At 38.5% G+C, this 13743-nt stretch carries 13 protein-coding genes; 4 read left to right on the forward strand and 9 right to left on the reverse strand.

Annotation, left to right across the window (positions count from 1 at the left end; translation table 11 throughout):
* The 5 genes from B4Z47_RS12185 to B4Z47_RS12205 all read right to left on the reverse strand — a co-directional run bounded on the left by B4Z47_RS12185 (position 1) and on the right by B4Z47_RS12205 (position 4793).
* Positions 1-768, reverse strand: coding sequence for an endonuclease/exonuclease/phosphatase family protein (locus B4Z47_RS12185; protein ID WP_075990901.1), 768 nt, complete (start codon positions 766-768; stop codon positions 1-3).
* A gap of 191 nt (positions 769-959) precedes the next feature.
* Positions 960-1985 carry a recombinase RecA gene (recA, locus tag B4Z47_RS12190; protein WP_046674918.1) on the reverse strand — a complete coding sequence of 342 codons (1026 nt, stop codon included), beginning with the start codon at positions 1983-1985 and terminating at the stop codon, positions 960-962.
* Between the two features lie 67 nt (positions 1986-2052).
* Positions 2053-2730 (reverse strand): endonuclease III, encoded by a 678-nt coding sequence (nth, locus tag B4Z47_RS12195; protein WP_115049429.1) that lies wholly within the window; start codon positions 2728-2730, stop codon positions 2053-2055.
* Positions 2731-2895: 165 nt separating this feature from the next.
* Positions 2896-3087, reverse strand: a complete 192-nt coding sequence (locus B4Z47_RS12200; RefSeq protein ID WP_145327159.1) for a hypothetical protein — start codon at positions 3085-3087, stop codon at positions 2896-2898.
* Between the two features lie 80 nt (positions 3088-3167).
* A complete protein-coding gene (locus tag B4Z47_RS12205) occupies positions 3168-4793 on the reverse strand; it encodes a S8 family serine peptidase (RefSeq protein WP_115047058.1) in 1626 nt (541 codons plus the stop codon).
* Positions 4794-5117: 324 nt separating this feature from the next.
* Between B4Z47_RS12205 and B4Z47_RS12210 the strand changes: the two genes are divergently transcribed.
* On the forward strand, positions 5118-7223 hold the full coding sequence (locus B4Z47_RS12210) for a S9 family peptidase (protein WP_115047060.1): 2106 nt from the start codon (positions 5118-5120) through the stop codon (positions 7221-7223).
* A 25-nt stretch (positions 7224-7248) separates the two neighbouring features.
* Here B4Z47_RS12210 and B4Z47_RS12215 read toward each other — a convergent pair whose 3' ends face one another.
* Positions 7249-7512, reverse strand: coding sequence for a hypothetical protein (locus B4Z47_RS12215; RefSeq protein ID WP_075990905.1), 264 nt, complete (start codon positions 7510-7512; stop codon positions 7249-7251).
* A gap of 575 nt (positions 7513-8087) precedes the next feature.
* On the opposite strand from B4Z47_RS12215, the gene B4Z47_RS12220 reads away from it, so the two are divergent.
* From B4Z47_RS12220 to argC, 3 genes are all read left to right on the forward strand, one after another.
* Entirely contained in the window at positions 8088-8804 is a 717-nt protein-coding gene (locus tag B4Z47_RS12220; protein ID WP_070561978.1) for a GNAT family N-acetyltransferase, read from the forward strand.
* 161 nt (positions 8805-8965) lie between these two features.
* A complete protein-coding gene (gene argG / locus B4Z47_RS12225) occupies positions 8966-10150 on the forward strand; it encodes an argininosuccinate synthase (RefSeq protein WP_075990906.1) in 1185 nt (394 codons plus the stop codon).
* A 102-nt stretch (positions 10151-10252) separates the two neighbouring features.
* On the forward strand, positions 10253-11266 hold the full coding sequence (gene argC, locus B4Z47_RS12230; protein ID WP_115049431.1) for an N-acetyl-gamma-glutamyl-phosphate reductase: 1014 nt from the start codon (positions 10253-10255) through the stop codon (positions 11264-11266).
* 273 nt (positions 11267-11539) lie between these two features.
* Here the strand turns inward: argC and B4Z47_RS12235 are convergent, their stop codons facing one another.
* From B4Z47_RS12235 to B4Z47_RS12245, 3 genes are all read right to left on the reverse strand, one after another.
* Positions 11540-12226: a hypothetical protein gene (locus B4Z47_RS12235; RefSeq protein ID WP_147281995.1), complete on the reverse strand. Its 687-nt coding sequence runs from the start codon at positions 12224-12226 to the stop codon at positions 11540-11542.
* A gap of 10 nt (positions 12227-12236) precedes the next feature.
* On the reverse strand, positions 12237-12959 hold the full coding sequence (locus tag B4Z47_RS12240) for an intradiol ring-cleavage dioxygenase (RefSeq protein ID WP_070561986.1): 723 nt from the start codon (positions 12957-12959) through the stop codon (positions 12237-12239).
* A gap of 75 nt (positions 12960-13034) precedes the next feature.
* A complete protein-coding gene (locus B4Z47_RS12245; RefSeq protein WP_070561988.1) occupies positions 13035-13724 on the reverse strand; it encodes a LytR/AlgR family response regulator transcription factor in 690 nt (229 codons plus the stop codon).
* Between the last annotated feature and the right edge of the window lie 19 nt (positions 13725-13743).

Below are 13743 nucleotides of genomic sequence, written 5' to 3' on the forward strand. Positions count from 1 at the left end.
TTATTTAATGTTTATCTCGACATATAATGGCCGATGATCACTCGCATATTGTTCGTTCAGAATACGGTGGTTGGAGAACTTTGCGGCAGATGGTGTATTGATCATGATATAGTCGATTTCAGTAGTGGGTTTATCTTGAGGAAACGTAAATCCGTTAGCAATGCTGCTTTTTGTGAATATTTTGCTAAGTTCAGTAATCGCTGGATCATTGGGTTCTGAGTTTAAATCACCGACAAGGATAGTGGGTAACTTTTCGTTTTTGAAACGCTTGGTGATGAATTTTGCCTGTTCGATTTTGTTTTTGTCTTTCAGGTCAAGGTGTGTATTTGCAAATAAGATTTTCCTTTTGTGTATCGTGACTTCTATTACAGATAAACTACGTGTTTCGCTTTGCACAGGGGAAGGTAGAAAGTGTTTCTCTACACGTTCAATTGGATTTTTTGATAAGATGGCGGTACCATATTCACCTTTATCCAGGTCTATCCCTTTGGAAAAGATATAGTGCATGCCTGTTAATTCGGCTAATTTTTTGGCTTGATTTTCAAAGTATGATCTACCGAGATTGACATCGATTTCCTGAAGACCTACGAGGTCAGCTTTTGAATTTTTAATAATTTTGGCAATTGTGTCAAGGTTGACAACTGATTCTTTTTCGGTGGGTGGGTTTCCGTGGTGGATATTAAAGGAGAGTATGCGTATCGTTTGTGCATGTAGATGAAATACTGAGCCTAGCAGTATTAAAAGAAATAGAATTAGTTTACGATTCATTGTTTATATTAAGTTTAGCATTGGATGTCAGGCGTTTTTGGCTCGACCTGCTAAAATTAATAAAATCTATTAGTACAAATTGAAAACTTTGGACATGTAACAAAATAATCATCTAAGCACTTGAATTTTCGCAAAAAAAATAGCCATCCTAAACAGGATGGCTACCTACATTATACTAATTTTTACAGCAACTAGTCTTCGTTTTCCTCGATGTTAAGCATTGGATCTTCTCCTGTCACTTCAGCTCGGATTTTAGCTTCAAGTTCGTCCATTAAATCCGGATTGTCGAATAATAAGGCTTTAACAGCATCTCGACCTTGTCCTAATTTGGTCTCACCATAGCTAAACCAAGAGCCTGCTTTTTTAATAATACCATATTCAACACCTAGATCAATGATTTCACCTACTTTAGAGATACCTTCACCAAAGATGATATCAAATTCCGCTATGCGGAACGGAGGTGCAACTTTATTTTTTACAATCTTCACTTTTACGCGGTTACCCGATACTTCATCAGAATCTTTGATTTGTGATGTGCGACGGATATCTAAACGTACAGAAGCGTAGAATTTTAATGCATTACCACCAGTTGTTGTTTCTGGGTTGCCAAACATCACACCAATTTTTTCACGCAATTGGTTGATGAAAATACAACAACAGTTTGTTTTTGAAATTGTACCTGTCAACTTACGTAAAGCTTGTGACATCAAACGAGCTTGAAGCCCCATTTTAGAATCACCCATTTCGCCTTCGATCTCACCTTTTGGCACCAAAGCGGCAACGGAGTCAATAACAATAACGTCGATTGCACCAGAACGGATTAGGTTATCAGCAATTTCTAAACCTTGCTCACCATTATCTGGTTGAGAAATCAATAAATTTTCTACATCTACGCCTAATTTTTGAGCGTAATATTTATCAAAAGCATGCTCAGCATCAATGATTGCTGCAATACCGCCTTTTTTTTGTGCTTCGGCAACAATGTGAGTTGCTAAGGTAGTTTTACCTGAAGATTCAGGTCCATATATTTCAATGATACGGCCTTTTGGTACACCGCCAATTCCTAAGGCGATATCCAAGCCTAGAGATCCTGTAGAAATAGCTTCGATCGGCTCAACAGCAGTATCCCCTAATTTCATAATTGAACCTTTTCCAAAGTTCTTTTCCAATTTATCTAACGTCAGCTGTAAAGCTTTTAGTTTATCTGTGTTGCTCATATTTTTAGTATATATTTCTCAAAATTAAAAATTAAAAATCATAAACCAAATATTTTCACTAAAAAAATTAGTTTTTTGTCTCTGGTATAGCTGAGACACTTTTTATATGGTGATTTTTTTCAAAGTATTTGCACATATAAGTGATAGGGCATTTCTCACACAGTGGTTTTCGGGCCAGGCATATATAACGCCCGTGTAAGATAAGCCAATGATGGGCAATGGCAATCGTGTCTTTAGGTAGATTTTTTACCAATTGTTTTTCCACAGCTAATGGTGTTGTTGCACGATAAGTTAGCCCAAGACGGTTTGCAACACGATAAACATGGGTATCTACGGCCATAGCGGGATTATGATAAACAACAGAGGAAATGACATTAGCTGTTTTTCGACCTACACCTGGAAGTTTCACAAGATCCTCAATTTTTTCGGGTACAATATTGTCGAACTTTTCAATCAGTAGCTGAGCCATCCCCACAAGGTGTTTGGCCTTGTTATTCGGATAGCTTACAGATCGTATATAGCTAAACACCTCGTCTACGCTGGAAGCTGCCAAGCTGTGTGCATCTGGGTAGCGTGCAAACAACTTGGGCGTGACTTGGTTGATCCTTTTATCTGTACACTGTGCAGATAAAATAACGGCAACCAGTAATTCAAAGGGATTACTATAGTTGAGTTCTGTCTGTGCGTCAGGACTATTTTTGGAGAAATAATCTACGAAAGCCTTGTATCGTTCTTGTTTTAACATCGGTTCAAAACTAGCCAAAATTTCCATCAAAAAAGAAATTTTGAAACCTAGTAGAAGGAGAATAATCTGATTTTAGTTTGTGGAAGGTAAGGCGAGTCACAGCAGTTTTACACTATAGCTGATCATGGATGTCGTAAGGTGAAAAAGAAAGGCCTAATCTCCGGATTAGGCCTTTCTTTTTTCTAGTTGTTTAGAATATGCAAGGATATTCTCAACACATCTTCTGCTTGGATGAAGCAACATTTTTGGTAATTGAAGTTTCAATTCATTTTCTATGTCCTCGTCTGTCATTACCTTTTCGTTTTGGGTTAGCAAATTTTGAACTTCGTTTTCTGATTGGGTAAAGTTTTCTACCATAAGCATCTGTTGTTTTGTTTCTGTAAGTTAATTAATTAAACGGACAAAAGATAGTTTTGGTATAAAAAACGAGAAAATATTTATTTTTTCTTTCTGTTAGTATATTCCTCCGCTTTTATGATAGCGTTATATGCATTAACGATTCCTCCAGTGACCGAAATGTCTGCTAATCGAACCGTTTTGCTGGCATCTTCACCAACTTTTACCTGTACCAGTTGATTCGGCTTTTCTACCGATTCCATAATAATTTGTTTCGTTTCCACAGCGCTCAAATTAGGGTAATAAGAACGAATCATGGCGGCCAGACCAGCAACAACGGGCGCAGCCATACTTGTGCCCTGTTCTTCTTTATACTTGGAATCTGGTACCGTTGAGTTGATGTGGACGCCAGGCGCGAAAACATCGACCGTTTTTTTACCATAATTGGAAAAATCGGCTAATAGTTCATTGTCCAAATAAAGGCCGGTTGCACCCACTGTGATCCAAGCATTAGCAATCCCGGTTGTATCACCTTTTACATCCGTATAATACTTCATCGGAAAATTAGGCTCTATATCGTTATCTTCACTGTCATTCCCTGCGGCATGTACCATCAGGACATCTTTGGATTCAGCATATTTGATGGCATCGTCTACGGCCTGTTTATTATAGGCATAACTTTTTCCAAAGCTCATGTTAAGTACTTTAGCGCCATTGTCTGCTGCATAACGAATGGCATTTGCGACGTCTTTATCACGCTCATCACCATCAGGGACAAGTCTAACTGTGAGTATTTTAACATTGTCCGCTACGCCGTTGATACCAACATTATTATTACGTTTTGCACCAATGATTCCAGCGACATGGCTACCATGTAATGCGTCCGGTCCTTTTACATCTGCATTTCCGTAGTATCGCTCTGAAGCATCTTCATAATTATCTCCAACAATAGGTCGAGAATCGTATGCTTTGTTTAAATGATAATCAACTTGATTGTTGAAATATTTTGCACCTTCGGTGATATCATCAAAAAATTTGGCGAAGCCGCCGTTGTTGATTTCATCCTTTGCATAGGCAAGTGCGATACGTTGCGTGTTTGTGGTTGCTTTGAAATTGTCTATATCCTCCTGTGTGATATCTTCGGGCTTTTTACCTATTTCACGTACCACAGCGTATATGTTGCGTTTGAGCGCATCGTAGGAAAATTGGCCCATCTTAGCTTCTTCTAGCTTGTTTTTATATTTGGCAAGCATCTTTTGATAACTAGCGAAAGCTTTTCGATCAGTTTCATTGAGTTCTGTTGCTGCTGTGATGTTTGCAAACTTTTTGTCCAGAACCCTAAGCTGTCTTGTCAATTCCAGGTTATCGAACTGAACATCCTTTCCATCGGCGTTTCCAATAAAATTCCAGCCGTATTTATCATTGATATAACCATTGCCATCATTATCTATACCGTTTGCAAGACTATCCTTCACATTGATCCATACAACATCTTTGAGATCCTCGTGATAAACATCAACACCTCCATCCAATACCCCAACAATGACTGGAGTGGATTTTCTTCCTTTCAATAAAGTTTTATACGTTTTTTCGGTACTGATTCCCATGACCCCATCTGTTTTATAATCCAAATTGAACCAATTTGCTGGAATGGTATCGGATTGTCCGAAAGAGATAAGGGGCAATGCGCCCAAAGTAAGTAGATATAGTGATTTTCTTAAATTCATATGTACAAAATTCTTGATAGGTGTTCCGCTTTCATTTGTATCAAAGAACGCGTTCCACCTGATTATTCTCTCCTGTTTATTTAAATTTTCTTCATGAGCGTGTAAGCTCGCATATTCCTGCCTATAGCAGAATAGCAAAGATAATGCTAATGCCTCTTCTGAACTGTTAATTTTTATTAAAAGTATTTATAATCCATATCTCTTAGCAAATTGTTGACGAAATATCTTAAATTCAAACCATTTCAAGGAGTTTCCTGTGTTAGTTGATTGATCCAGGTAGCAGAATAAGAAAGTATGTATATTGAGTAGCATATAAGAAAACGAATGCAACAAAATAAGAAAATAGTTTGGCCTAATGTGATGGCCCCAGTGGCAGCAATTTACCCTCATGTCAGAAAGATACATGATGATACTGTGCAAGATGATTATTACTGGATGATTGATTACTTTAAAAAAGGAGAAAAATCGCAAGAAGTTATTGACTACCTGGAAGAGGAAAACAATTATACCAATTTAATGCTTCAAGATACCGAAGATTTACAGGAAAGTCTTTTTCATGAATTGAAATCCCGGATTAAGGAAAAGGACGAGTCTGTGCCTTATTACAAAAATGGCTACTTTTATTATAGCCGGACGGAAGAGGGAAAACAATATTTTAAATTCTGTCGGAAAAAGGGGACACTGGAAGGCGAAGAGGAAGTGCTGTTGGATGTAGATCAGCTTGCCGAAGGGCATGCATATTATACGGCAAAAGGATTTTCTGTTAGTCCGGATAATCGTTTGCTTGCCTTTAGTGTGGATACTGTCTCTCGGAGAGAATATACCATATTTATCAAAAATATCGAGACCGGAGAAATCTATCCGGACCAGATAAAGAATACAGAGGGAGCCGCTATTTGGGGAAATGATAATCGAACCTTGTTCTATACGGCCAAGAATCCTGTTACCTTGCTTAGTGAAAAGATTATGCGGCATACACTGGGGGGCGATCCTGCAGCAGATGTGCTTGTGTATGAAGAAAAAGATAACACAAATTATATCGGAGTTGGTAAATCCAAAAATGGAAAATATGTTATGATCAATTCTGAAGGGACATTATCCTCAGAAATTTGGTTATTAAATGCTGACTCACCGCAATCGGAATTTCGTATTTTTCAGCCTAGGATACAGGATGTTCTCTATTCGGTTGTTGCATTGGAAGATCGGTTCTTAATACTTACCAATGATGGAGCTATTAATTTCCGAATCATGCAATGTCCCTTAGATCGTACAGATCGCAGCCACTGGCAGCCATTCATAGACCATCGACCGGATGTATTGGTCAGCGATATTGAAGAGTTTAAGGATTTTCTGGCGATTGCTGAACGGAAAAATGGATTGACCCAATTGGCAATTTATAATTTAAAGAGTCAGCATCAGCACTATTTGGATTTCGGAGAAGTTGCCTATACGGTATACCCGGGTATTAATGTTGAATACAACAGTGATAAGTTACGATATGGCTATACTTCTTTAGTGACACCAAGCTCAGTCTATGAATATGATATGGCTAAGCAGAAGAAAATATTGTTAAAGCAACAGGAGATTTTGGGAGGGTATGACCAAACCGCGTATATCACCGAACGTGTTTTTGCAACAGCAAGAGATGGTGTTCAAGTGCCCATCTCTATTGTTTATAAAAAGGGAACCAAACTTGATGGTTCAGCTCCATTATTGCAATATGCCTACGGATCTTATGGTGCGTCGATGGATCCCACTTTTTCGAGCAATCGACTAAGTCTGTTGGATCGTGAATTTATCTATGCCTTGGCACATATCAGAGGCGGTGAGGAAATGGGGCGCCAATGGTATGAAGATGGAAAAATGATGCACAAGATGAATACCTTTTATGATTTTGTGGATTGTGGTAAATACCTGATTGATCAACATTATTGTATGCCCGAACATCTCTATGCGCAAGGGGGAAGTGCCGGAGGTTTGCTGATGGGTGTAATCGCTAATATTGCGCCTGAGCAATATCATGGCATAATAGCTCAGGTACCATTTGTAGATGTGGTGAATACCATGTTGGATGATACAATACCGTTGACTACAAATGAGTATGATGAATGGGGTAACCCCAATGAGAAGGAAGCCTATTATTATATGAAGGCCTATTCTCCATATGAAAACATTGAAGCAAAAGAATACCCTAATTTATTGGTCACAACCGGGCTGCACGATAGTCAGGTGCAGTATTTTGAACCAGCAAAATGGGTAGCAAAACTGAGAGCTACTAAAATAGGAGATGCGGTTTTACTGTTAAAAACAGATATGGATTATGGTCATGGTGGGGCATCGGGTCGATTTGACTATTTAAAGGAAATTGCATTGGAATATGCTTTTCTCTTTAAATTGGAAGGGATTATTCCAATTTATACAAATGAATAATAAAAAAGCGGCTAATGCCGCTTTTTTATTGTTGAGCATGATTAATGCTATCCTGTTGTTTTTGTAAACGCTCTTCCCGCTCGATCTCTCTAGAGTCGATCTGATGCTGTTGATAATTGTCCATGGCCACTTTACTGGCTTTCTGCGATACGTAGATCGCTAATAGGGCAACAATAGTAATGATTGCTATTCCCCAGGCATATTTATGTTTGTCCTGTTTGACGAGCCAATACATAAAGATAATGTAAGGGACGGCAAAAATAATATAGAAAATTAAACTCGGTGACATACTATTCTCCATTAAATGATCCCTACAAAAGTATCGTTTTTGACTAAAAATAACGAACCGATAGAAAAAACAACAATTTCAATTGATAAAGCCTTAAACCTTTATCCGTTTTATTGTCAAATTAATATCGCTAATGTGATGGTTCTATTGCCGACTTGTTGTGGATTAATTGCTTGAAAATGAAGCTTACAGGAAGGTTTTGACGGTGGATTGTAAATTTTTAATTTTTGCAAAAAATCAATGAGAATATTGTGGAAAAGAAAAAAATATTTTTATACATTTGCATCGTCAGAAACAATTGACAGAGCATAAAAAAATGAAACAGAACAAAAAGAACGATTATTCTTATATTCAAACTTTTGAGAAGTTTATGAAGAAGGTCTTTTGTGCTTTCATTTTTGTAGAAATACCTGTTTTACGCCTCCGACGACCTATACTACCTCGGGCTTGATTTGAGGTAGTGAATCTTTCCAAGCAAGACCATGATTGTCCGATGGTTTTGAATCCATTATTTTAATTTATTTAGTAACAAAACACGACAGTAGTTGTTGTTTTATTATTAGGGTCGTAAGTCAATGACTATATCAGATTTTTTAATTATCCCGGCTAAACCTGAGCATGCGCACTATGCAGAGGTTATTTGCGACGAAATGTTCGAGTCTGCAAAGGCTCGTGGTACTGGTATTGCGCGTCGTAAACCAGAATACGTTGCCAACAAGATGAATGAAGGTAAAGCAGTGATTGCTTTACATAGAGATGGCCGATGGGCAGGTTTTTGTTATATAGAAACTTGGGGGCATGGTGATTATGTCGCTAACTCAGGTTTGATTGTCAATCCCGAATTCAGAAAAGTCGGTTTGGCAAAAGCAATCAAAAAAAGAGTCTTTGAGCTTTCACGTGAGAAATACCCTAAAGCGAAGATCTTTGGTTTGACAACCGGATTCGCCGTGATGAAAATCAATTCAGAACTGGGCTATGAACCGGTTCCCTATTCCGAATTGACTTCCGATGATGAATTCTGGAAAGGCTGTCAAAGCTGCGTGAATTATGAGATCCTGATGAGTAAAGACCGTAAAAACTGTATGTGTACCGCTATGCTTTGGGATCCCGAAGAGAAAGAACGTGAATTGCGGGAGAAGATCCAGCGCAAGCATGAAGCGAAAGAACGTTTGGAAAGAATTACACAAAAACAGTCTCTGCTAAAGCGTATACAGGCGAAGTTTTGGAAATCGGCCAATAAATTTATTGCTGTCAATTTTCCGAAGCATAACAAAGTCGCAAAAGGATATTAAGCTAAGGCTGAGCGATTATATTGAAAATAGATGTAACAGGTAACTGAAGATGTTCATAATAACAAGATCAGTTCAAGGTTCTCTCAACATAATAATAAAAAACCGAGTGAGACGAGCTTAAATCAGCCGTTGAAAACAAACACTCATAAAATAACATTCTAATGAAAAAAGTAGTTTTAGCATTTAGTGGCGGATTAGATACTTCATTCTGTTGTATTTATCTTACACAAGATTTAGGTTTAGAAGTTCATTCCGTAGTTGTAAATACAGGTGGTTTTTCGGATGAAGAATTAAAAAATATTGAAGAACGTGCTTATGCTTTAGGTGTGAAATCACATACAGCTATAGACGAAACGGCAGACTATTACCGCGAAACTATTAAATTTTTGATTTTTGGCAATGTGTTAAAAAATGCGACTTATCCATTGTCAGTATCTGCTGAGCGTGTATGCCAAGCAACCGCAATTGCAAACTACGCAAAGAAAATTGGCGCTGAATGTGTTGCTCATGGATCTACAGGTGCAGGAAACGACCAAGTACGTTTCGATATGATTTTCCAGACCCTGATTCCAGGAGTGGAAATTATCACCCCAATCCGTGATCTACAATTGTCGCGTGAAGCCGAAATAGAATATTTGAATAAGCATGGTGTAGAGTATTCTGCTGAAAAAGCAAAATACTCCATCAATAAAGGTCTTTGGGGTACTTCTGTTGGTGGAGCAGAAACATTGACATCCAACCAATACTTACCAGAGTCGGCATGGCCAACTCCAGTGACTTCTTCAGAGCCGCAACAAATTACAATCGATTTTGAAAAAGGAGAGCCTATTGCATTAAATGGTGAGAAAATGGCTTCCGTTAAAGTGATTCAAGAATTACAGACAATAGCTCAACCATACGGTATTGGCCGTGATATCCACGTTGGTGATACCATCATTGGTATCAAAGGCCGTGTGGGTTTTGAAGCCGCTGCTTCTGTCATTTTAATCAAGGCACATCATGCCTTAGAAAAACATACCTTAACTAAATGGCAATTGTCCTGGAAAGATCAAATCGCTGCTTTCTACGGAAATTATATGCACGAAGGCCAAATGCACGATCCCGTTATGCGTGATATCGAAGCATTCTTGCAATCCTCACAGGAAACAGTGACTGGCCGAGTGATTGTTGAACTTCACCCATACCGTTTTGTCGTCATTGGTGTCGAGTCTGAACACGATTTGATGTCCAATAAATTCGGCAGCTATGGTGAAATGAATAAGGGCTATACAGGTGACGATGTGAAAGGTTTCTCCAAAATTTTTGGAAATCAAACCATCATTTGGCACAAAGTGAATAAAAAATAAACCGTGTTTTATGCCATGTATTTTTTCTTAAAGTAAACTTGATAAGAAAAAGTACATGGCATGATAGGTGATAATGCATACCTAAATTCTAAATTCAAAAAAATGATAAGAGTAGGAATAATTGGTTCGGCAGGATATACTGGTGGTGAATTATTACGTGTATTGATTTATCATCCTGAGGTGGAAATCGTATTTGCTAATAGCGCTTCCAATGCAGGAAATAAGTTATATGAAGTTCACAATGATCTATTTGGTGATACTGAATTGACCTTCTCTTCGGACTTTCACTCCGCGATTGATGTATTGTTCTTATGTGTTGGTCATGGTGATGCACGGAAATTTTTAGATGCAAATCCAATCGATGCATCCGTGAAGATTATTGATCTCTCACAAGATTATCGTCTTCGTGCGAATACAGCTTTCCAAGGTCAACAATTCGTGTATGGGCTTCCGGAACTAAACAAAGAGGCAATCAAAACGGCTCAGTATATTGCTAATCCAGGGTGCTTTGCAACAAATATCCAATTGGCTTTATTGCCATTAGCGAGTAAAGGCTTATTACCTGATCAAATCCATGTTAATGCAACGACTGGATCAACAGGGGCAGGACAAAAACCAGGTGCAACAACGCATTTCTCCTGGCGTAACAATAACCTTTCTGCTTACAAATCTTTTGAACACCAGCATTTGCAGGAAATTTCAGAGTCCTTGGATCAGCTACAAGCGGGATTTTTGCCGGTGTCAGACGGATCATTGTTGGAACGTGCTGCTGCAAAAATTAATTTTGTTCCTCAACGTGGCGATTTTGCCCGCGGAATTTTTTCGGCAATTTATGTAGACACCGATTTGTCTGAAGAGCAGGCCTACGCATTGTATAACAGCTATTATGCCGCTCACCCTTTTACACATGTCAGTCCTAAAAATATTGACCTCAAACAGGTCGTTAATACAAATAAAAGTATTATCCACCTCGAAAAGCACGAAAATAAGCTCCTTATTTTAAATGCGACCGATAATTTGCTGAAAGGAGCATCTGGTCAAGCTGTACAAAATATGAACTTAATGTTCGGTTTAGACGAGCGTACAGGATTAAACTTGAAAAGCGTTGGTTTTTAGCCATTTTTAAAATATTAAACAGCAATATCAACAAGTTGTGAGTAACTTGAGGGATCACCTTAAAAGCGAAATGAGGTTTTCAACATTTTATTAACATCGTGTGGAAAAGTGAAGGGTAGACCCTTCACTTTTTTTATGAATCGGTCTTTCGAAACGTACATTATCCAGTTATGAACAATGATATGTCGTTTTTCAAAAAAACGGACTCTTATGTCGACAGCCTATTGAATCAGAGTGAATTGATAGGTTGGACTTTGATGATGGATATTATTTTTAGAAACTCAAAACTACCAAAAGGCCAGTTGCTGATAAACATTCGATGTCCAAATTGTTTGAATATGGTAGATAAAGACCATCAAATGGATAAAGGATGCGTTCTTCAATTTCAAAATTACCATCTAACGTAAATGCAAATACGTTTTTGTGGTCTGGGCCAGTTTGTAATTCAAAATCATGTTTTCCAGCAAATGCACCGAAGTAGAACTGAAAATCAGTAGCTAAATCGGTGCCTACAGGATACATCTTGTTTTTCTCAAATGAAGATGTAAATGGAAGATCCACGATATGAGGTAGTGTAGGAGTGTGTATTGTCGAATTAAGTCCAAATTCTTGAAAGGTCACTGGGCCTTCAGTTTCGGACGATGCCCTTATATGAATTGCCGTACTATTTCCAGGATTGCATATTAAGATTGTCCCAACGGGTACCGTGTAGGTTTGGCCATTCATTGTTACAAGTAGATCCCCAATCAAAGGAATCAAAAGCGAGACCGTACCTTTATTGGTCGGGAGATCCAAAGAGCCTTGAGGCGCAACTTCCCAGTTATTGACCTGTTGAAGTCGACCAATAGCTTCCGGGTGAGGAGCAGCAAAGGAGCCATAATTGAGGGTGCTCCTGACTAAATGTGTTCCGGTAGATGTTTCCCCTCGCTGTTCCGCGATATAGATTCTAATATTCTGCATGATCAGGCTGTTAAGCATTAACATGAATCGTCATTTTCATTTGGAAACCTTCAGATAAGGATCCTGTGACCGTAGACATTTCTTTGGTAACACCATCGCTGAATACGTTGTCATTGGCATTATAGGTATAGCCTGAAACACCTTTTTTGTAACCATAAGATGAACCTGTATTATTGACTTCAAGACACAGGCTATCTTGAAAAGCGATTTGTGTCACTAATAGCGATTTACCTGTAGCATCATATACATGGACGTGAATATGTGTTGCTCGGCCTTGATACCAGCCCGGAAAGATGGTTTGGAAAGAAACAAGTCCATTGGCATTGGTAACTTGTCTACCACGATACCAATTGACAGACTGATAGTTGCTGGATTGCATTTGTGTTCCACCATATTGCGAGTAATTACCTTCCACATCACAATGCCATATATCCACTAAGGCACCTTCTAGTGCTGCACAGTTATTATTTGTATTGACAATAGTAATTAAACCGAGCATATTAGCCCCAATACCATCACCTTTGCGTATATCTGAGCGGACATAACTTGAAGGTGTTTTTGTCGGAAAGGGCCCTTCGGTTTCAGATGGTGTCACACTACAGCTTGAATCGACATTGACGTCAGTGCCCTCGTCCGTGGTTGATGCGGTATCGTCTTTCTTGCAGGCTGCCCAGACCATTGGACCTGTAAATGCCAGCAATGATAAGGTTTTTATAAAATTTTTGCGTTCCATATCTCTTCTTTTTTATGAATGGAAGCAAGGTAGTGGACGGAGATGTAAAATAATGTTAAGTGTCGATAAAGAGGCTTATTGCATCGACGAATCACGTAAACATTTGATCACTTCATTATAGTACCCATCGCCGACTTTCAATGTGAAGTTGGGTAATTGTATTTTACGTTGTGAAAACGTAATGATGTGTTTGACCGCGATAACAAAACTGCGATGAATGCGGATAAACTGATTTGGCGGTAAACGATCCAACATGGCTTTCATCGTCGACAAAGTCAATATTGTTTTTCCTTGTATGAGATGAATTTTGATATAATCTTGCATGCTTTCCAAACACTCAATTTCATCAAGGTAGATTTTGATGCGTTGATATTCCACATTAACGATTAAGAAAGGGCGATGGCTCTGTGAAGCTGAACGTGTCATTGCCTTATCGATAGCCCGTTCAAAACGAGTGAAGTCAAATGGTTTGAGAAGATAGTCTACTGAATCAAGTTCAAATCCATCTATCGCATATTCTTTATGTGCCGTAGTGAAAATCAATAAGGGTCTTGGATTTAAGTTTTTTGCAAAATCAATACCGTTGATTTCGAGCATATCAATATCCAAAAAAATCAAATCAACACTGTTATTGGCGAGATACAACTTCGCTTCATGGGGGTTATTGAAGGTTCCAGCAAGCTGTATAGCGGGATGCTTTGCTGTGAACGTAGAAATAACACGAAGAGCCAATGGTTCATCGTCAAGAGCTATGCAAGTTAACATCGATTAAATTAAGATAGAC

This window comes from Sphingobacterium sp. UBA2610, assembly GCF_002339225.1.
Lineage (GTDB): Bacteria > Bacteroidota > Bacteroidia > Sphingobacteriales > Sphingobacteriaceae > Sphingobacterium > Sphingobacterium multivorum.